A 19,415-nucleotide genomic window follows, 5' to 3' on the forward strand; every position below is an offset into this window, starting at 1 on the left:
TGCCACTGGTCCATACCACTGAGCGGGACGGCCGGGCCGGGGCATGGGTGACGCCTCAGATGAGGTTGTCCTCGACGGTCAGGCCGAACTCGCCCTTGCCGTACATCGCGAGGGCCCGCTCGACGTCGTTGGCCACGTGGACGCTGCCGGCGTGGGCATCCCGCCAGGCCCGCTCGATCGGGTTGCCCCGGCTGAGGGAGTTGCCCCCGGCCGTCTTGAACAGGATGTCGATCGCCTCGAGCGCCCGCTCGGTGGCGCGGACCTGGTCCCGGCGGGCCCGCAGCCGCAGCTCCACCGGAATCGTCTCGCCCCGCACCGCGTGCTCGTACACCTCGCGGATGTTGCGGTCGGTCTGCAGGATCGCGGCATCGATCTCCGACGCCGCCCGGGCCACCGCCACCTGCGCGAACTGGTCCTCGGTGAACCGGCCGCCGTCCAGGCTGAGCCGTACGCGGTCGCGCATCGCGGTCACGTACGACCGGTAGCAGCCGGCGGCCATCCCGATGACCGGGGCGGTGATCGTGGTGGTGAACACGGCGCCGAACGGGATGCGGTAGAGCGGCCCGGTGTTCACCTTCTGGCCGGGGCCGCGCAGCTGCGCCATCTCGTGGTTGCGCATCACGCGGTGCGCGGGCACGAAGGCGTCCTCGACGAGGATGTCGTTGCTGCCCGTGCCGCGCAGCCCGATGACGTCCCACACGTCGTCGATCAGGTAGTCGGAGCGGGGCACCAGCACGGTCATGAAGTCCACCGGCCTGCCCCGGTCGCCGAGGACCAGGCCGCCCACCATGGCCCACGACGCGTGCTCGCAGCCGGAGGAGAACCGCCATCTGCCGGACAGGCGGTAGCCGCCCCCGGCGGGGACGAGCCGCCCGACCGGCGCGTACGACGAGGAGATCAGCGCGTCCTGGTCGCTCCCCCACACCTCGTCCTGGGCGGCCTCGTCGAACAGGGCGAGCTGCCAGGGGTGCACGCCGAGCACGGCGACCGTCCAGCCGGTGGACCCGCACACCGCCGAGAGCTCCCTGACCACCTCGTAGAAGCTCACCGGGTCGCTCTCCGCGCCGCCGTACCTCTTGGGCTGCAGCATCCGGAAAACCCCGGCCCGAACCAGCTCCCCGATCGACTCCGCCGGGACCCGCCGGTCCTCGTCCGTGGACCGGGCCCGTTCGGCGATCTTCGGCAACAGCGCCCGAACCGCGTCCAGGACCTCGTTGCTCATCTGGGAGTCCTCCGTGTCACGCTCGTCGGTCAGATGCCGTCAATGATGGTGCGTGGAGCCGGCGGCCGCATGTCAGGGCACTCGCGGCCGATGGAACCCGCCCTCAGATCTTCAGGCGGGCGGCGACGCCGTCGAGGACGCTGTCCAGCCCCAGCTCGAACTGCCAGTCGTCGTCGTCCTTCCTCACGCCCTCGCGGATGTAGCGCTCGAACGCGGGATAGCGGCCCGACTCCAGCAGCCACCTCATCCGTGACGAATAGAGGCCGCGCAGGTCGTCCATCTTCTCCGCGCCCTCCTTGCGCATGAGCCGGGCCATCCTGATGCGGGCGGTGGTCGCCCCGGTGACGAACGCCGTGACCGTGCCGACGACGGTCATCGCCGTGTCGGCGTCGAGGCCGAGGCCGTCGAGCGACGCGAGCAGGCGGTCGGTCCGCGCGACGAAATTGGGCGTCAGCGGCCCCGCCTGGGCCGTGGTCTCCACCAGCCAGGGGTGGCGCAGCATGAGGGCCCGCAGCCGCAGCGCGGACACCCGCAGGACCTCCCGCCAGTCGCGGCCCTCCGCGGCCCGCGCCTCCTCGGCGTAGACCGCGTCCACCATCAGCTCGATCACGTCGTCCTTGCCGCGCACATAGCGGTACAGGCCCATGGTGGCGACGCCGAGCCGCTCGGCCAGCCGGCGCATCGAGACGGCGTCGAGCCCCTCCGCGTCGGCGATCTCCACGGCCGCCGCGGCGATCTGCGTGTGGGTCAGCGCCGCGCGGGGAGGCCGGGCGGGGCGCTCCATCCGCTGCCAGATGGACTCGTGGACGCCGTCCCATGCGTCGCCCGCAGTGTCGCCCCCGGTGTGGTCCGCTCTCTTCCCGGCCATCGTCGTGCTCCTCCCGGTTCCGTGTGTACATCGTACTTGGACTTGTACACCGTACGCAGCAACGCGTACGGTGTACTCGTTGCGTACGACGTACTCACCTTGTGGAGGAGACCATGTCCGGAGAAGACCGGCTCAGTGTCGCGATGATCATCGGCAGTGTCCGGGACGGGAGGGTCGCGCCCCTCGTGGCGAACTGGTTGGCCGGCCAGGCCGAGCGCCGCGACGACGTCGCGCTCGACGTGATCGACCTGGCCGAGACCCGGCTCCCCGACGGGCTGCGCGGGCACTTCGGCGGCGAGAAGCCGGAGGAGGTCACGGGGCTCCAGCCCCGGGTGGAGGCCGCCGACGCCTTCGTCGTCGTGACCCCGGAGTACAACCGCAGCTTCCCCGCATCGCTCAAACTGATGATCGACAGCTACCACCGGGAGTGGGCGGCCAAGCCCATCGGATTCGTCTGCTACGGCGGCATGTCCAGCGGCCTGCGGGCCGTCGAGCAGCTCCGGCTGGTCTTCGCCGAGCTGCACGCGGTGACGATCCGCGACTCGGTCGCCTTCCAGAGCCCCTGGACGCTGTTCGACCCGGAGGGGAACTGGCCGAAGGACCCCGCGGGCCCCGAAGGCGCCGCCAAGGTCATGCTCGACGAGCTCGTCTGGTTCGGCCGGGCCCTGCGCGAGGCGCGGGCGGCCCGGCCGTACGGGGGCTGAGATGGGCTCCCTGATCCGCTCCGCCCTGCGGCCCCGCCGAGGCGCGGTCGCACTGATCGGCGTGCTCCAGATCGCGCAGGCGCTCGCCGCCCTCCTGCTGCCCACGATCAACGCCACGCTCATCGACGACGGCGTGCTGCGCGGCGACACCGGGCTGATCGTGCGTCTGGGCGGCCTCATGGCGGCCGGGACGCTGGCACAGGTCCTGTGCTCGGCCGTGGTGGGAGTCCTCGCCGCCAGGACCGCCGCCGCCGTCGGCCAGGACCTCCGTGCGGCCGTCTACGCGAAGGTCCAGTCGTTCTCCTCCCGGGAGGTGGCCCGCTTCGGCGTGCCGTCCCTGATCACCCGCACCGTCGGCGACGTGCAGCAGGTGCAGACGCTGGTCTTCATGGGACTGACCGGCCTGGCCGCGACGCCGATGATCTTCCTCGGCGGGGTGGTCATGGCGCTGCGGCAGGACCTGCGCCTGTCCACGCTGCTGCTGGTCGCGCTGCCCGCGCTGTCGGTCGTCCTGTGGGCGATCCTGCGCCGGCTCACCCCGCTGGCACAGGCGACGCAGCGCGGCGTCGACCAGGTCAACCGGCTCGTCCGCGAGCAGATCGCCGGCGTCCGGGTCGTCCGGGCGTTCGCCGCCGAGGAGCGCGAACGCGCCAGGTTCGCCGAGGCCAACGACGGATTGCTGGACGCGTCCGTACGCGCGGCGCGACTGGCTGCCGTGATGTACCCCGCCGGAATGCTGATCGGCAACCTCTGCGGCGTGGCGGTCGTCTGGTACGGCGGGCACCTCGTCGACGACGGGATCACCCATGTGGGCTCGCTGGTCGCGTTCCTCAACTACCTGGCCGTGATCCTGGGCTCCGCCCTGCTCGCGACCTTCACCGTCCTGGCCGCGCCGCGGGCCCGGGTCTCCGCCCTCCGGGTGAGCGAGGTGCTGGAGACCGGGACGGAACCGCTCGGCGACGATCCGACCTGGCGAGGCCGGTCTTGGCAGGGCGAGGTGGAGATCCGCGACGCGCACCTGCGCTATCCGGGCGCCGAGGAGCCGGTGCTGCGCGGCGTGAACCTCGTCGTCCGGCCCGGCGAGACCGTCGCGATCGTCGGCTCCACCGGCTCGGGCAAGACGACCCTGCTGAACCTCGTCGCCCGGCTGCTCGGCCCGACCGGCGGGCAGGTGCTCCTGGACGGGACGGACCTCGCGTCGCTGCCACCGGAGGAACCGGCCGGCGTCGTCGGTCTGGTGCCGCAGCGGCCGTACCTGTTCTCCGGGACCATCGCCGCGAATCTCAGGTACGGCAGGCCCGAGGCGACGGACGCGGAGCTGTGGCAGGCGCTGGAGGTCGCGCAGGCGCGCGACTTCGTCGAGGCGCTGCCGGAGGGTTTGGAGACGCCGCTCGGGCAGGGGGGCACGTCGTTGTCCGGCGGCCAGCGCCAGCGTCTGACGGTGGCGCGGGCCCTGGCCGCCCGGCCCCGGGTGCTGCTGCTCGACGACCCGTTCTCGGCGCTCGACCCGGTCACCGAGCGGGCGCTCACCGGCGCGCTGGCCCGGGAGACCCGCGACGTCGCCGTCCTCCTGGTCGCCCAGCGGATCTCCTCGGTTCGGCACGCCGACCGGGTGGTGGTGCTCGACGAGGGCCGGGTCGCCGGGGCCGGCACCCACGAGGAGTTGCTGGTCTCCTGCCCCGCCTACCGCGACATCGTGTCCTCCCAGACAGGCCTGGAGGTGGCCGCATGACAGCCCGGAAACGAGGCGTCGTCCGGCGCCTGCTGGAAGACGCCCGCCCGGAACTCCCGCTCGCCGTGGCCGCCCTGGTCTGCGCGACCGGGGCCGTGGCCCTGACCGTGACGGTCCCCCGGCTGCTCGGCGCGGCCACCGACGTGGTGCTGTCCACCGCGAGCGGGCGCCAGGGGGTGGACTTCGCCGCGACCGGCCGGATCCTGCTGGCCGCCCTCGCCTGCTATCTGGCGGCGTTCGGCCTCTCCTTCGTCCAGCAGCGGGCGACCGCGACCGTCGTGCAGCGGCTGGTCTTCCGGCTGCGGGAGCGGACCCAGGCCAAGCTCGCGCGGCTGCCGCTCGCCTACTTCGACGGGCGGCAGCGGGGCGAGGTGCTCTCGCGCGCCGGCAACGACGTCGACAACGTCGGCCAGACGCTGCAGCAGGTGCTCGGCGTGGCGGTCACCGCGCTGCTCACGCTCGTCGGCGTGCTCGCGATGATGGTGTGGACCTCGCCGCTGCTCGCCCTGGTCTCGGTCGTCATGGTGCCGCTCTCCGTCGTGGCCGCCAGGGTGGTCGGCAGGCGGGCGCAGCCGAGGTTCGCCGAGCAGTTCGCCGCCACGGGCCGGCTGAGCGCCCACGTCGAGGAGACCTACACCGGGCACGCCCTGGTCAGGGTCTTCGGCCGGCGGCGCCAGGCCGTACGGGAGTTCGGCGAGCGCAACGACGCGGTGTTCCGCGCGGGGTTCCGGGCGCAGCTGCTGTCCAGCCTGATCGGGCCGTCGATGTCGCTCGTCATGAACCTCAACTACGTGCTCGTCGCGGTGATCGGCGGCCTGCGGGTGGCGGCCGGCGCGCTGTCGGTCGGCGACGTGCAGGCGTTCATCCAGTACTGCCTGCAGTTCGGGCAGCCGGTCAACCAGGTCACGTCGATGTCCACGCTCCTGCAGTCGGTGCTCGCCTCGGCCGGGCGGATCTTCGAGCTGCTCGACGAGGACGAGGAGGAGCCCGTCGCCGACCCCGTCCGCCTGCCGGCCGCGACCACCGGGCGGGTGGTCTTCGAGAACGTCTCGTTCCGGTACGCGCCGGACCGCCCCCTCATCGAGGGCCTGTCCCTGGTCGCGGAGCCGGGGCAGACCGTCGCGATCGTCGGCCCGACCGGCGCGGGCAAGACCACACTGATCAACCTGCTCATGCGCTTCTACGACGTCACGGGCGGGCGCATCACGGTGGACGGGGTGGACATCGCGCGGGTGCCCCGGCAGGAGCTGCGCAGCAGGATCGGCATGGTGCTGCAGGACACCTGGCTGCGGCACGGCACGATCGCCGACAACATCGCGTACGGCGCCGGCGACGTGCCGCGGGAGCGGATCGTCGAGGTGGCCAGGGCCACCGGCGTCGACCACCTCGTGCGCACGCTGCCCGACGGGTACGACACGGTGATCGACGACGACGGCGAGGGGCTGAGCGCCGGCGAGCGCCAGCTCGTCACCATCGCCCGCGCGTTCCTGGCCGATCCCCCGATCCTGGTGCTCGACGAGGCCACCAGCGCGCTCGACACCCGCACCGAGGTGCTGGTGCAGCGGGCCATGACCTCGCTGCGGGCCGGGCGCACCGGTTTCGTCATCGCCCACCGGCTGTCGACCATCAGGAACGCCGACCTGATCCTCGTGATGGACGAGGGGCGGATCGTCGAGCAGGGCACGCACGACGAGCTGCTGGCGGCGGGAGGCGCGTACGCCCGGCTCCACCGCGCGCAACTGTCCGGTGCTCAACTGCCCGGCACTCAACTGCCCGGCACTCAACTGTCCGGTGCTCAACTGCCCGGTGCTCGGCTCTCCGGATCCCGCTGACGGCCGCCGCCCATCGTGACGGCGGCCCGGGACAGGAGACCGGGCGCAGGAAGCCGGGCACCGGTCCGCCCCCGCCCTCCCGCTCGGTGGAAGTCCCGGCGGGCAGGCCCGGGGGCGGAGCGGCGCAGGCGTCAGCGGGCCTCGTGGCGCCGCTGGCAGGTGATGCAGTAGCGGGCCATGGGCCGGATCTTCAACCGGCCGAACGGGATGACCGCGGCGCAGTCGGCGCACCGGCCGTAGCTCCCCTCGTCGATCCGCTCCAGCGCCTTGCGCAGCTCGGCGACCGCCCGCTCGGTGGCGGCGACGTCGGCGAGCAGGGCGAGCTTGGCGGTGTCCTCGTTGCCGCCGCCGACGTCGGCCCGCAGGTCGCGCAGCTGCACCTCACGCCACTGGAGCTGCTCCTGCAGGTCCGCGCGCATCGCCTGCATCTGCGGCTGGCTGATGGCGGTGAACTCGTCACTGGTGGTCATCGTCGACGTCCTTTCGTCCGATGGCAGACATGCCGGGGGTGCGGTGCCGGACCGTGGACAGCAGGCAGGCCAGCCCTCTGACGGTCGCGTTTGCGGGATCGGGTGCGGGGCTGACGGTGATCCGCAGCTCCGCGCAGAGCTTGCGGGCCAGCTCCGGGTCGTGGGCGCCGCCGCCCGTGATCAGCAGGCCCTGCTGCCTGGCGATGCCCCGCAGGGCGGCGGGAACGCGCGCGATCAGGTCGGCGACCATCGCCACGACGCGTTCCCGCGCGTACGGCGGGCAGCCGGCGCCCTCCGCCGGGTCGCCCGCGGCCACCTGTACGGCGCCCGCGTCGGCGATCTCTCCGGAGCGGATGACGACCGCCTCGGCGATCCCCGCCCCCAGGTCGAGCAGGAGCCGGGGCCTCGGATCGGCGATGTCCAGGCCGCAGCCGACCGCCGCGGCCAGCGGCTCCTCGACGATCGTCACCCGGCAGCGGGCGGCGCTGTTGACGGCCGCGTACGCGGCTCGCCGGTCCAGTCGCGAGGCCGCGACGGGCACGCCGAGCAGAACGCGTTCCAGGGGCGGGTGCCGCTCGGTCACGACGTCGAGCAGCGCCGTGCGGACCAGCCGGGCGCATCCCGGCATGTCGGCCACCATGCCGTGCCGCACCGGCCACCGGCGCGCCCCCGGTTCGCCACACGCCGACGGCCGCTCCTTGACCGCCGTGCTGCCGGGCAGCAGCAGCCGGGTCCGCGCGGTGCCGAGGTCGAGAGCCAGGGCCGGTTCCCTGCCTCTCCTCACGTTGACACCGGTCATGCCGGTCATGACCGTCATGCCGTCATCCGGGCTTCGCCGGCGCAGGCCGCGCACTGCTGCACGTGCGGCGCGAGCCGGAGCCGGTCGAGCGGCAGGAACGCCTCGCATCGGGTGCAGGTGCCGTACAGGCCCCGGTCCATCCGCTCCAGCGCCGCCTCGATCGCGGCGACGTCGAGACGCGCCTGCCGTACGCGCGCGGCGGACGGGCGTGCCACGACGGACGACGCCACGTCGTACGGATCGCGCGTCCGGGCCAGCTCGGCCCGGGCGGCGTGGAGCCGCTCCTCGAGGAGCATGCGCAGCTCGGACAGCTGCGCGGTGTACCGCCGGCACTCCTCCATGAGGAGGCGCGGCGACCTGATCTCTGCCATAAGCGGCATCACTCCAGGTGAAGGATGAGTCGGCGCGCGAGCGTGCGCGCCTCGACGCACCGGTGCCGGTGCACGAGATGAGTACGCGGGCGGGCCCGCGTGGCGGCGGCCGGGGGCTCCGCTCGGAGCGCGGCGTCACGACGACCCGCTCCCCACGGGGACACGCCGACGGCGCCGTGCCGACGGGCACGGCGGGACAGCGGTGTGGCGGGGTGCGGGTGTGCGTGAGCGGGTGCGCGGACGTAGGCACGCGTCACCGGTCCCGGTCGCCCGGCGCGCCGATCCGGCATGGCCGGACATGGATCAGGCGCGCGACGACGAGGGCCGTGACGGTGCCGCGGTTCCCGCGGGCTCCGAGCGGGCTTTGGTCAGCGGACCTGTGGTGGACTGCGTGAGCCGGCGGTGCGGTGCCCGGTCTGCTGCGGGCTGAGGACGATGTCCTCGTGGGCCCGGGCGGGCACCGGTGCGTAGACGGGAGCCACCGTGACCGCCGCGTTGCGCGGCCGCAACGGGAACGGCAGGTGCTCGGGACCGGCGCCGCCGGTGGGCAGGGTCGCCGACTGCGGCGTCCACGCTCCCATCGTCCACAGCTCGGTGGCGCCCTGCGGCGTGCGCTGAGCGGGATCGCCGCCGTACCAGGCGGGGGTGGATGCGACCAGTGCGAGGGCGAGCATCAGCAGGCCCACCACCAACGTGAAGGCGGTGGACCCGCACATGCCACGTCGTGAGGTCGCCATGAGACCGACCATAACCCACCTTCGCGAAACGGTCATCTGCGTTTCCCGCTGCCCGTTTGTGACGTTCGGTGCGCGCCCGATTCCCGGCATTCGTGATGCGTACCCCGTTTTCCGGCGCCGTTCCCGTACGCCCGGGTGCGTTTCCCCTTCCCTCCCGTACGGCATGTCCCTACCGGCAGGGGATGCGGCACGGCATGCGCCACGCGCGCGCGGAAGCCGCTACGGTGGCCCGCAAGACCGGGTCGCGTGGGAGGGAGGGATCGTGCGACGCAGGCTGACCGCCGCGCTGCTGCTCCTGCTGCACGCGATCTTCCTGACCGCGGCCGGCGTGCCCGCGTCCGCGCTGGAGACGCCGCATCGCGTGGCCGCACCGCACAGCGCCTTCCCACACGGCGCCTTCCCACACGGCGCCGGCCCGCACCTCGCTCCGGTCCGTCCGGCGGCCGGGACACGCGGTGTGCGCCAGGCGGCCGGCGCCTGGTCCCCGGCGCGTGACGGCGCCCGGCTCACGGACGTCCGGGCCTGCGCTCCGGCGCACGCCACGCGGCCCGCGAACGGCGACCCGTCCCGCGTCCAGGCGGGCGCGGGCGGCCCCGGCGTGTCCGGCGGGCCGGTCGTGCTGCCCAATCCGTCGGCGCCGCGCGGCGGCACCCGGGTCACCCGGGCCGGGCCGCGCCACGACGGCCCGCCCGCCCAGTGCCCGCGCCGGGCCGCTACGGCCCGCGCTCCTCCCTCCACGGCGTACTGAGACCTTTTCCCAGTTCGTCACGCCTGTGGAGGCTTCATGTCCCGTGCGCCCCTGTGGCGCGCGGTGGCGGCGCTCGCCGTCATCGCGACCTCACTGCTGCTCGCCCTCACCATGGCCCCGCGCCTCGGCCTCGACCTGCGCGGTGGCACCCAGCTCGTCTTCGAGACGAAGGACTCCCCCACGGTCAAGGCGGACGCCGGCGCCACCGACCGTGCCCTCGACGTGCTCCGGCGCAGGGCGGACGCCCTCGGAGTCGTCGATCCCACCCTGGTCCGCTCCGGCGAGAAGCGGATCATCGTCGAACTGCCCGGTGTGCTCGACCCGCGCGAGGCCGCGAAGGTCATCGGCAAGACCGCGCAGCTCAACTTCCATTCCGTGCTCGGTCCCGCGGAGGACGGAGACAAGGACGCGATCGCCGACGAGAGCGGCCAGAAGCTGAAGCTCGGCCCGGTCGCGCTCAGCGGTGCCGGCGTCACGGACGCCGCCGCGCGCACCGACCCCCAGATGGGCCCCGGCTGGTTCGTCACGATCGACTTCAGGGAGCCCGGTCCCTGGCGTGAGCTGACCGGAAAGGCGGCCTGCGCGCCGGTCGGCGACCACAAGCGCCGCGTCGCCATCGTCCTCGACAACGAGGTCATCTCCTCGCCGCAAGTAGCGGAAACGGTGGCCTGCGAGGCCGGGATTCCCGGCGGCACCACGCAGATCACCGGGTCGTTCACGGCCCAGGAGGCCCAGAACCTCGCGGTGCTGGTCAAGGGTGGCTCGCTTCCGGTGCCGCTCGAGCTGGTCGAGCAGCGGACGGTCGGCCCGACCCTCGGCGCGGACGCCATCGCGGCGAGCGCCAAGGCGGGCGTCGTCGGGGTGATCCTGACCGCGGTGTTCATCGGCGTCGTCTACCGGCTGGTGGGCGTGCTGGCCGCGGTCGCGCTCGCCTGCTACGGCCTGATCTCGTACGCCGGGCTCGTGGCCATGGGAGCCACGCTCACGCTGCCCGGCCTGGCCGGGTTCGTCCTGGCGATCGGCATGGCGGTGGACGCCAACGTGCTGGTCTTCGAACGGGCCAGGGAGGAGTATGGCGAGGCGCCACGCCGGGGCCTCAAGGCGGCCCTCGACCGTGGCTTCAAGAACGCCTGGAGCGCGATCGCCGACTCCAACATCACCACCCTGCTCGCCGCCGGGCTCCTGTTCTGGCTGGCGTCCGGGCCGGTGAAGGGCTTCGGCGTGACGCTGGCCATCGGCGTGCTCGCCTCGCTGGTCTCGGCGATGCTGATCACCCGGGTGCTCACCTCCGCCCTCATCGGCAGGATCGGCCCGCGGGCGTCCGGCCTCGGCTCGATCGGCCGGGTCAGGACCTGGCTGACCCGGCGTGACCCGGACCTGATGCGGGGCAGGCGGCTGTGGCTCGCCGTCGCGGCCGGGCTGCTCGTGCTGGCGGGTGCCGGGCTGGTCGCCCGTGGCCTCAACTACGGCGTCGAGTTCACCGGCGGCCGGATCGTCGAGTTCGGCACGAGCAGGCCCGTCGACGTCGCGACGGCCAGGCAGGCGGTTGCGGACGCCGGGTTCCCCTCGGCCGTCGTGCAGCGGTCGGACGACGCGATCTCGGTGCGTACCGGGCAGATCAGCGCCGACGACGTGGTCCGCATGGAGGAGGCGCTGGACCGGCGCGTGGGTGAGGTCACCAAGCAGCGCGACGAGCTCATCGGGCCGAGCCTCGGCGAGGAACTGCGCCGCAACGCGCTCATCGCGCTCGCCGTCGCGCTCGCGGCGCAGCTCGTCTACCTGGCGCTACGGTTCCGGTGGACGTTCGGCACGGCGGCCGTGGCGGCGCTGTTCGTGGACGCGGCCGTCGTCGTCGGCGCGTTCGCCTGGCTCGGCAAGCCGATCGACGGCGTCTTCCTGGCCGCGATGCTCACGATCATCGGCTATTCGGTCAACGACAAGGTCGTGCTCTTCGACCGGGTGCGCGAGCTGTGGCCGGTGCGGCGCGGGGAGCCGTTCCACCGGGTGGTGAACGCCGCGATCCTGCAGACCGTGCCGCGCACCGTCAACACCGGGCTCGGGGCGCTGTTCATCCTGGCGGCGCTGGCGGTGTTCGGCGGCGACTCGCTGCGCGACTTCGCCGTCGCCCTGCTGATCGGCATCGTCGTCGGCACGCTGTCGTCGTCGTTCGTGGCCGGGCCGGTGGCGATCGCGCTGGAGAGGCGCAGCTCGCAGCCGCCGCCCGCTCCCGCCGCCCCGCGCCGCAGGCCCGTCACTCGTGACGGATCGGGCGCGGTCGTCTGAGCCGCGAGTCGTGGCCCCGGGACGTGCCCGGGGCCACGAGAGCGGATCAGCGCCGGATCAGCGCCGGCCGAGTGCGCGCAGCTCAGCGGGCGTCAGCGCGGAGACGTTCTGGTCGATGGGCGAGTCGGTGTACTGATGGATCGCCCAGGACTTCCAGTCGGCGGGCGGCGTGATGTCGCCCGGGGCCTTGCTGTAGTGGGCCACCCACAGCGGGTACTGGCCGAGGCCGCCGCCGTACTCGTTCGCGAAGTTCCAGCCGCTGTAGAACATCGGCCTGGTCCCGGTCTTGGCCGTCACGTACTCCAGCCAGGTCTTGGCCCACTTGTTGACATGTGCGACCGACTCGCCGTCGGTGGTCTCCAGGTCGAGCACCAGGATGTCACCGGGCTTGCTCGGCTGCGCGTTCACCACCTCGAGGAAGTGGTCGGCCTCGGCGACGGGGTCGTTGGAGGGATGGCCGTAGTGGTAGACACCGCGGACGATGCCCTTCTTCTCCAGCTCCCGCCAGTGGCGGGGGAAGGACGAGTCGGTCCACGAGGTTCCCTCGGTGGCCTTGATGAAGCCGAACTGCGCGCGGCTGTTCACCCAGTCGTGGTCGGCCTCGTAGCCGGAGACGTCCTGGCCGTACGTGTGCGGGTTGGCGTAGGCCGGGGCGGACAGGACGACGGCCGCCGTGACGGTGGCCGAGGCGGCCGAGACCGCGAGGGTCGCCGCCGCGAGGGCGGAGCGCAGGCGCCGGCGGGAGGGCCGGCGGCCGAGGGAGAGCCGATGGGTGGGCATACGGGGTTGACTCCTTGCTTCCATGCCGCCTACCGGGTTAGCTGACGGGTTCGGGCAGGAAGTGCCCTACGGACGCATCTGGGGGCTGCGCCCGATTCACCCCAGGAAATGGGTCCCCGGCTCCGCAGGACGCGGATTCGGCGGCCGCGCGATCATCCTGATCGCGTGGACCGGGCAACGACACGGCAACGGACACGAGAAGGCGGAGACCGCCGGTACCCATTGCCGTGGCACCTAAAGGTACACACCGCACCAGAATGGTGTAAACAGGACAAAAGGCGTCTTTACCTGCGCGCGAGTTGCCGCGGCGAGATGGCGTCGGCGCACCCTCGGGCCCGTCAGTCCGGGGTAAGGATCACGGCTACCGACGGTAAGTAGTCAATCAATTGCCCTGCGTGAAAGAGTCCGTCTCCGGAGGGATCACCCTCCTCCTCCCTCCCGAACCTGGGGAGGGGATCGCGACGAACGACGGGAGTGGTCTTGTGCTTCTCCTCGAGGCGGGCGGTGTGAGAGGCATCCCTCATCACGTGGCGTGTGTCATGGACGGGAACGGCCGGTGGGCCGCGCAGCGGTCGCTGCCCCGCACCGCGGGGCATCGGGCGGCGGAGGCCGCCGTGATCGACGTCATCGAGGCAGCGCACACGGCCGGCGTCGAGTGGTTGAGCCTGTACGCCTTCTCAACGGAGAACTGGCGGCGCCCGGCCCCCGAGGTCGACGTCCTGCTGCGCCTGGTGCGGCGCGCCATACGCAAACACGCCTTGTCACTGCACACACGCGGGATCCGATGCCGGTTCCTCGGGGTCACAGACCCGCGGATCCCGCCCGCGCTGGCGCGGGACATCGCCGACCTGACGGCGCTGACCCACGACAACCGGCGGATGACGTTGACGGTCGCGTTCGATCACGGCGGTCGTCGCGACATCATCGAGGCCGCCCGGTCGCTGATCCGCGACGGGGTGCCGCCCGAGCAGGTCACCGAGGAGAGTTTCGCCCGTCGCCTGCCCCACCCCGACATGCCGGAGGTGGACCTGGTCATCCGCACCTCCGGAGAGCAGCGGATTTCCAACTTCATGCTGTGGCAGGTGGCGTACGCCGAATGGGTCTTCCCCCGGGTGCTGTGGCCCGACTTCCGGGCCGAGCACTTCTGGGAGTGCCTGGAGGCCTACCGGCGGCGCGAGCGCCGGTACGGCGGCGTACAGGCACCGGCCCCTATGGGAAAGGGATGTCGATGAGCGACGCAGCAGCAGCCGGAACCGACGCCGATCCGCTCGGCCCGGGATCGATGCTCCACCGGTTGACCCGGCAGGCACGCTGGGGGCTGGTGGCGACCCGGGCCATCGTCCTGGAGGCCGCGCACCCGCAGATCGGCGCGGCGTTGATCACCAACTCGACTTTCGTCGCGCACCCGTGGCGGCGGCTGCGCAACACCGTGCTCAGCACGCAGCGGATCGTCGACCCCGACATTCAGGTGCGGCAGCGGGAGGCGGCCCGGCTCAACCGCCTGCACGCCCGCATCACCGGTGTCGACGCGGAGGGCCGCCCGTTCAACGCCGCCGACTCCGAGGCGCGCGCCTGGGTGGTGGCGACGCTGTTCGAGTCCACGGTCACGATGTGCCGGCTGAGCGGCGAGTCCCTCGACGGCCCCGCCCTGGACCGGCTGTACGCCGAGTTCCGGGCGTTCCTCGCCCTGATGGACCCCTACGGGGGCAAGCTGCCGCCCACCCTGCGGGAGTTCTGGCGCTACTACGCGCGCTTCGTGGAAGAGCGGCTGGAGAACACCGAAGCGGTCCACGTCATCCTCGACCGCCTGTTCGCGCAGGTGCCCGCTCCCCCTCTGCTACGGGACCGGCCGGCCGTGTGGGCGGCGGGCAGGGCGCTCGCCGGGCCCACGGCCAGCGCCGTCGTCGTGGCGTCGCTGCCCGAGTCGCTCCGCGCGCGACTGGGGCTCGCCGAGGTGCCGGGCACACGCACGCTGATGCACGCCGCCTACCTGTCCACGCATCTCGCGACGCGGCTGCTGCCGGAGTCGTGGACACGGCTCGACACGGTCATGACGATGCTTGATCCGGCCTACGCGCCTCAGCGGGGCGGCGACGCGCTCACAGGGCTACCCACGTTGGAAGGGCTACGCCGTGGCGTGGCGAAAGCGGGGGCGCTCCTGCGCCTCCTCACGCCCGATCGGGAGACGGAGGCCACCGGCGACTCGGCACAGCGCTCCGCCGCGCGGTTCTTCTCCGAGGTCCTCGACCAGACCGGCGACGGTCACCTCGACTGGCCCGACCTCGCCGCGATGGCGCGGGAGATCGCCACCCGCCTCGACCTGGACACCCAGGACGAGGACCGCCTGTTCGCCGCCTTCGCCGACTGGTGGCGCGAGCTGCAGAAAGAGCTCGACACCGACGGCGACGGACGCATCACCGGCCACGAGTACGCCGCGGCGGCGGCCGCCATGGCCGGTCCCGCCCTGGTCAGGATCGCCGAGGTCCTGTTCGACGTCACCGATAGGGACGACGACCAGGTCATCGACGCGCGGGAGTGCCGGGCTCTCTTCCGGACGGCCTTCGATCAGGACCCGGGCGGCGGCGACACCGGCGAGCGACTGACCCGTGGCGATTTCGTCCGCCGGTTCCTGAGCTTCATGGCCGGCCGCCGGCACTCCGGCGCCTACGACCAGTTGTTCGCCCAGTCCTGACGGCCTCGCCACGTTCCCCTCGCCGAATTCATCGAGCGCACCGGTCGGCCGTCTCGCCCCCCGGCGTCGCCGAGCATGCCGCCCAGGAAGATCCAGTCGCAGCGGCCGGTGTCCGACGACAACCGCCACCGGCCGTTGACGACGTGGCCCCCGTCGGCCGGCCGGGCGATGCCCATCGGTTCCGTGACCGGCGAGACCGGCGCGGGCAGGTCCGGTGACCTGCCCGGACGGCGAATCCGCCCGTACGCGCCTTCCGCTGACCGGGATCCCCCTGCGAGTCGCACACGAGGGGGTTTGTAAGTTCGTTACCTGAGGCATCGACACGTACGCGAGGTGAGTCCATGACCGCTGCACCCGCCGACCCCGAGTTCACCGGGGCGGCGCCGCCGACGCCGGCCGAATTCCGGCGCGCGCTGGGCATGTTCGCGAGCGGCGTGACCGTGGTCACGGGCCTCGACGACGGCGAACCGGTGGGCTTCGCCTGCCAGTCGTTCGCGTCGGTGTCCCTCGAACCGCCGCTGGTCCTGTTCTGTGCCGACCACAAAGGCCGCGCCTGGCCGCGGATCAGGAATTCCGGCCGCTTCTGCGTGAACGTCCTCGGCGAGGAGCAGGTGGACGTCTGCGGCCGGTTCGGCTCCAGCAATGGCCGGAAGTTCGACGGGCTCGACTGGGACCTGTCGCGATGGGGCACTCCCGCGCTGCGCGGGGTGCTGCTGCGCGTCCACGGCGAGGTGCGCGAGGTGCATGTGGCCGGGGACCACGACGTGGTCATCGGCCGTGTCCGCGAACTCGAACCCGTCGCCACCGAGCAGCGCCCGATGCTGTTCTACCGCGGCCGGTTCGGCGTGGAGCACGACGACCGGTTCTCCGCCCTCGGCCCGAACCTGTGGGGCTGGGGCGACCACTGGGGCTGAGCCCCGATCTCCCCTCGCCACGGCCTCTCCGGGTGACTCATCGCGCCTCTCTACCGGCCCGGTCGCGCTGCCCAGTGTGGACCTGCGCAGGAGCCGTGTCTACGCCATCCTCATCGACTCCCCGGAGGCCGAGGCCGCCGAGGCCGCGGCCTTCTGGTCCGCCGCCCTCGGCGTTCCCACCCGGGTCGATCCCGAGGAGCCGCAGTTCATCTCGCTGCACGAGGCGATTCCGGGGCTCGCCGTCGCCGTACAGCCCATCGACGGCGCCCCTCGCTACCACCTGGACATCGAGACCATGACATCGAGGCCGAGACCGCACGGCTGACCGCTTTCGGCGCCACGCGGGTGGCACGGTGGCTGGATTGCGCCGTGCTGCGCGTACCCGGCGGTCACCTGGTCTGCGTCCTTCCGGCGGCGAGCGATCCGGTAAGCGAAGGGGAACACGATAGGGCCGGATGCCGAATCTCGACAAAATCAGGTTATGACCGTTTGACTATTCTTCTTTCCTCTCGTCTTCCGCATCTGTAACTCCAGCTAATCACCTCCTCTCGTTGCCCAACCACCCGAGGGCATGAAATAATTCAAACACGCTTTTGAATTCACCGAGGGGGTGTGATGATTTCGTTCGACCAGGATCCCGGCCAACCTCGTCGTTCGAATGCTGAAGACGGCGACTGGTGGGATCGGCTGACCGCTCGTTCACCGTTGTGGTCGTCGGAGGGTTCGCTCGCCCGCGACGAATACGCCGCTAGTTATTTGTCGAACGTCGAGCGTGAGATGCGGGGTCCCGAAAGCCCCCGCGACGGTTCAGCCAATGGCGGTTCAGTCAATGACCGTTCGACCAATGGGGAGGACGACGCGGCCGCTGGTGGCCGCGCCGCGGGCGACGGTGCCGACGGCACCAGAGCCGACAAATCCGGACCCGGAAATGCTGCTGCGAGCACCGGGGCCGAAGTTGCCGGAGCCGACAGCGCTTTCAGGTCTGGCGCGGCGGATGCCGCCGGTGCTGTTGGTGACGATTCCGGGGCCGCTTCCGCGGCTGGTTCTGCTGGTGCCGCGGATTCTGCTTGTGCCGATGCTGATGCTGGTTCGGGTGGCCCCGGTGGTGCTGGGGATGCCGGTGGTGGTGCGGGCGGCGCTGGTAGGGGCGGCGGCAGTCGGGGCCGGTCGTCGTGGGTGTTGGTGGCCTCGTTGCGGGAGTCGTCGCAGGCGTTGGCGCTGGCGCCGTTTCCGGATGATGCCGGTGTCTGCCTGGCCGAGGCCGAGGACTTGATGTTCGCCCGCGATCGGATCACCTCGGCGTTGGCGGATCGGGTGGGGCGGGTGCATCGTGCGGGGCAGGCCAGGCAGCATGGGCATGCCTCCACGCGTAGCTGGTTGCGTACCGCGGGTGGGATGAGCGTGGCGGGGGCGGGCCGCCTGCTCACCCTGGGCGTGGAGCTGGCCCGGTTGCCGCGGGTGCGGGAGAAGTTCGCGGACGGTGAGCTGTCGGCGGGGGTGGTGGAGGCCATCTGTATGGCTACCGAGCACCTGATCGGTGAGCAGGCGGGGTTGGCCGAGCCGATTTTGGTGGAGTTGGCGGGCCGGGCGGGGCCGGCGGAGGTGGCCAGGGCGGGCCGGTATCTGCGGGCGGTGCTGGACCCTGATGGGGACGAGCGTGATGAGCGGGCCGATTACGGGCGGCGGTTTCTGCGGGTCCGCCCCGGTAAGGGGGGTGGGCTGGAGGGGGAGTTTTATCTGCCGCGTGAGGCGGCCGCCCGGTTGCGGGCGTTGCTGGACGCCTATGCCCGGCCCCGGGCGGAGGGTGATGACCGGCCGCTGCGGGTACGTCAGGCCGATGCGTTGATCGCGCTGCTGGAGCAGAAGATCGTCGCCGAGCTTCTGGTACTGGTCAACGCCGAGTCCCTCCCCACCGACCCGGTCACCGCCACCGACACCGAGGACACCGGCACCGCCACCGACCCCGACACCGACCCTGACCCGGCCACCGACCCGTCCAACGACCCGGTCCCCGGCCAGGGCGACCACGCCAACCACCCGGTCCCCGGCCAGGGCGACCAGGGCGACGACGCCAACCACCCCGAGGACGCCACCGCCGCCGAGGACAGCGAGAACTGCCAGGACATGGAGGACTTCGAGAACAACGGCACGAGCGACGCCGAGGACCCCGGCACCCGCCCGGAGACCCAGGACGCCGAAGACATCGTCATCGAGCCGGCCGAGTCCGTGGGGCCCGCCGAGGAGGCGGTGTGCTCTGCGTCGAGCGAGGCCCAAGGGGCGGACGCGGTCGCTGTGGGCGCCGGTGCTGCGGGCCTCGGTGACGCAGCCGGGTTCGGACAGTCGGAGGGCAACGAGTCGGAGAGCAAGCAGCAGGAAGGGACGCAGCCGGAGGAGGCGCGGCCGGAGGAGGCGCGATCGGAGGAGGCGCGGTCGGAGAGGGCGCGGTCGAGCGAGCCCCAGCACAGCGAACCACGACAGCGCACGCCACAGCAGAGCGAGCCACGACAGCGTGAGTCACAGCAGGGCGAGTCACGGCCGGGTAGGTCGCGCTGGGATGAGCGGCAACCGCCGGATCCTCCTTCGTGGGGCGCTTCTGCCCGTCATGCCCACGCCGGGCCTCGGCCTGCGGGGGGACACCGGCATGGGCTGGGCACACCCGACGCCCACGGCGACGTGCACGGAGGGCGGCACTCCCATGACCCGGACTGCCACGACCCGGGCCCTCATAAGCTGGGCCCTCGTAAGCCGGGCGCAGGGCCGGTGCCAGGGCCGGGGGCAGACTCGGCGGAGCAAGGGCCGGCGACAGGGCTGGGTCCGGGGGCAAAAACATGGCCGGGGGCGCTACTGGGCAGGGCGCCGGGGCTGCTGCTGGCCACCGGGCAGGTGCTGCCCGTCTCCGGCGTGCACCGCCTGGCCCGCACCTCCACCCTGGTGCGCCTGGTCATGAACGCCGACGGACAGGTCCTCGACATGGGCCGAAAAGTCAGGCTCGCCACCCCCGCCCAGCGGCGGGCGGTCTTCGCCCGCTACGCCACCTGCTGGATCGACGGCTGCCCCCTGCCCGCCACCATGTGCCAGATCGACCACGCCGACAACTGGAGCACCGGCGGCCTGACCGATCTGAAGCTGCTCGGCCCGGCCTGCCAGTTCCACAACCGTGACCGCTACCAGCATCCCGAGCGCTACACCCGCCACACAACCGGCAAAGACCGCTGGACCTTCACCTACCAACCGGCCCACGCGAGGCGCCTGCGGATGTAGAT

At 72.2% G+C, this 19,415-nt stretch carries 19 protein-coding genes and 1 riboswitch; of the genes, 10 read left to right on the forward strand and 9 right to left on the reverse strand.

What is annotated here, in order from left to right:
- Window positions 1-55: 55 nt before the first annotated feature.
- Together hsaA and AB0O28_RS36500 are read right to left on the reverse strand one after the other, a co-directional pair.
- Window positions 56-1,222, reverse strand: a complete 1,167-nt coding sequence (gene hsaA, locus AB0O28_RS36495) for a 3-hydroxy-9,10-secoandrosta-1,3,5(10)-triene-9,17-dione monooxygenase oxygenase subunit (protein WP_363647156.1) — start codon at window positions 1,220-1,222, stop codon at window positions 56-58.
- Between the two features lie 103 nt (window positions 1,223-1,325).
- Window positions 1,326-2,090, reverse strand: coding sequence for a TetR/AcrR family transcriptional regulator (locus AB0O28_RS36500; protein ID WP_363647157.1), 765 nt, complete (start codon window positions 2,088-2,090; stop codon window positions 1,326-1,328).
- Between the two features lie 113 nt (window positions 2,091-2,203).
- Between AB0O28_RS36500 and AB0O28_RS36505 the strand changes: the two genes are divergently transcribed.
- The 3 genes from AB0O28_RS36505 to AB0O28_RS36515 are packed head-to-tail and all read left to right on the forward strand — an operon-like array spanning window position 2,204 to window position 6,358.
- Window positions 2,204-2,794: an NAD(P)H-dependent oxidoreductase gene (locus tag AB0O28_RS36505; RefSeq protein ID WP_363647158.1), complete on the forward strand. Its 591-nt coding sequence runs from the start codon at window positions 2,204-2,206 to the stop codon at window positions 2,792-2,794.
- A gap of 1 nt (window position 2,795) precedes the next feature.
- On the forward strand, window positions 2,796-4,526 hold the full coding sequence (locus AB0O28_RS36510; RefSeq protein ID WP_363647159.1) for an ABC transporter ATP-binding protein: 1,731 nt from the start codon (window positions 2,796-2,798) through the stop codon (window positions 4,524-4,526).
- On the forward strand, window positions 4,523-6,358 hold the full coding sequence (locus AB0O28_RS36515) for an ABC transporter transmembrane domain-containing protein (protein WP_363647160.1): 1,836 nt from the start codon (window positions 4,523-4,525) through the stop codon (window positions 6,356-6,358). The genes AB0O28_RS36510 and AB0O28_RS36515 overlap by 4 nt, the downstream gene beginning before the upstream one ends.
- Window positions 6,359-6,489: 131 nt before the next feature.
- Here the strand turns inward: AB0O28_RS36515 and AB0O28_RS36520 are convergent, their stop codons facing one another.
- The 4 genes from AB0O28_RS36520 to AB0O28_RS36535 all read right to left on the reverse strand — a co-directional run bounded on the left by AB0O28_RS36520 (window position 6,490) and on the right by AB0O28_RS36535 (window position 8,735).
- Window positions 6,490-6,828, reverse strand: coding sequence for a TraR/DksA C4-type zinc finger protein (locus tag AB0O28_RS36520; RefSeq protein ID WP_363647161.1), 339 nt, complete (start codon window positions 6,826-6,828; stop codon window positions 6,490-6,492).
- A complete protein-coding gene (locus AB0O28_RS36525; RefSeq protein ID WP_363647162.1) occupies window positions 6,815-7,645 on the reverse strand; it encodes a rod shape-determining protein in 831 nt (276 codons plus the stop codon). The genes AB0O28_RS36520 and AB0O28_RS36525 overlap by 14 nt, the downstream gene beginning before the upstream one ends.
- Entirely contained in the window at window positions 7,642-8,007 is a 366-nt protein-coding gene (locus tag AB0O28_RS36530) for a TraR/DksA C4-type zinc finger protein (RefSeq protein ID WP_363647163.1), read from the reverse strand. The genes AB0O28_RS36525 and AB0O28_RS36530 overlap by 4 nt, the downstream gene beginning before the upstream one ends.
- A 359-nt stretch (window positions 8,008-8,366) precedes the next feature.
- A complete protein-coding gene (locus AB0O28_RS36535; protein WP_363647164.1) occupies window positions 8,367-8,735 on the reverse strand; it encodes a hypothetical protein in 369 nt (122 codons plus the stop codon).
- Window positions 8,736-8,997: 262 nt separating this feature from the next.
- Here AB0O28_RS36535 and AB0O28_RS36540 point away from each other — a divergent pair, with 262 nt between their 5' ends.
- Together AB0O28_RS36540 and secD are read left to right on the forward strand one after the other, a co-directional pair.
- Window positions 8,998-9,483, forward strand: coding sequence for a hypothetical protein (locus AB0O28_RS36540; protein ID WP_363647165.1), 486 nt, complete (start codon window positions 8,998-9,000; stop codon window positions 9,481-9,483).
- A gap of 36 nt (window positions 9,484-9,519) precedes the next feature.
- The gene (gene secD, locus AB0O28_RS36545; protein WP_363647166.1) at window positions 9,520-11,766 is read left to right on the forward strand and encodes a protein translocase subunit SecD; all 2,247 of its coding nucleotides are present in this window, start codon (window positions 9,520-9,522) and stop codon (window positions 11,764-11,766) included.
- Window positions 11,767-11,823: 57 nt separating this feature from the next.
- Here the strand turns inward: secD and AB0O28_RS36550 are convergent, their stop codons facing one another.
- Window positions 11,824-12,546, reverse strand: a complete 723-nt coding sequence (locus tag AB0O28_RS36550; protein ID WP_363647167.1) for a GH25 family lysozyme — start codon at window positions 12,544-12,546, stop codon at window positions 11,824-11,826.
- A gap of 11 nt (window positions 12,547-12,557) precedes the next feature.
- A riboswitch (cyclic di-AMP (ydaO/yuaA leader) is annotated at window positions 12,558-12,699 on the reverse strand.
- Between the two features lie 374 nt (window positions 12,700-13,073).
- On the opposite strand from AB0O28_RS36550, the gene uppS reads away from it, so the two are divergent.
- Both uppS and AB0O28_RS36560 read left to right on the forward strand, forming a co-directional pair.
- Complete coding sequence (uppS, locus tag AB0O28_RS36555; protein ID WP_363647204.1) at window positions 13,074-13,778, forward strand: polyprenyl diphosphate synthase; 705 nt, start codon at window positions 13,074-13,076, stop codon at window positions 13,776-13,778.
- The gene (locus AB0O28_RS36560) at window positions 13,775-15,238 is read left to right on the forward strand and encodes an oxygenase MpaB family protein (RefSeq protein ID WP_363647168.1); all 1,464 of its coding nucleotides are present in this window, start codon (window positions 13,775-13,777) and stop codon (window positions 15,236-15,238) included. The genes uppS and AB0O28_RS36560 overlap by 4 nt, the downstream gene beginning before the upstream one ends.
- Here the strand turns inward: AB0O28_RS36560 and AB0O28_RS36565 are convergent.
- A complete protein-coding gene (locus AB0O28_RS36565) occupies window positions 15,211-15,414 on the reverse strand; it encodes a hypothetical protein (protein ID WP_363647169.1) in 204 nt (67 codons plus the stop codon). The genes AB0O28_RS36560 and AB0O28_RS36565 overlap by 28 nt on opposite strands.
- A 165-nt stretch (window positions 15,415-15,579) precedes the next feature.
- Between AB0O28_RS36565 and AB0O28_RS36570 the strand changes: the two genes are divergently transcribed.
- Window positions 15,580-16,152, forward strand: a complete 573-nt coding sequence (locus AB0O28_RS36570) for a flavin reductase family protein (RefSeq protein WP_363647170.1) — start codon at window positions 15,580-15,582, stop codon at window positions 16,150-16,152.
- Between the two features lie 76 nt (window positions 16,153-16,228).
- Window positions 16,229-16,477, forward strand: coding sequence for a VOC family protein (locus AB0O28_RS36575; RefSeq protein ID WP_363647171.1), 249 nt, complete (start codon window positions 16,229-16,231; stop codon window positions 16,475-16,477).
- 497 nt (window positions 16,478-16,974) lie between these two features.
- On the opposite strand, the gene AB0O28_RS36580 is transcribed toward AB0O28_RS36575, so the two are convergent.
- Window positions 16,975-17,505, reverse strand: a complete 531-nt coding sequence (locus tag AB0O28_RS36580; protein WP_363647207.1) for a hypothetical protein — start codon at window positions 17,503-17,505, stop codon at window positions 16,975-16,977.
- On the opposite strand from AB0O28_RS36580, the gene AB0O28_RS36585 reads away from it, so the two are divergent.
- Window positions 17,425-19,413 (forward strand): DUF222 domain-containing protein, encoded by a 1,989-nt coding sequence (locus tag AB0O28_RS36585; RefSeq protein ID WP_363647205.1) that lies wholly within the window; start codon window positions 17,425-17,427, stop codon window positions 19,411-19,413. The two genes, AB0O28_RS36580 and AB0O28_RS36585, sit on opposite strands and share 81 nt — an antisense overlap.
- Window positions 19,414-19,415: the final 2 nt, after the last annotated feature.

The organism is Microbispora sp. NPDC088329 (assembly GCF_040685655.1).
GTDB lineage: Bacteria > Actinomycetota > Actinomycetes > Streptosporangiales > Streptosporangiaceae > Microbispora.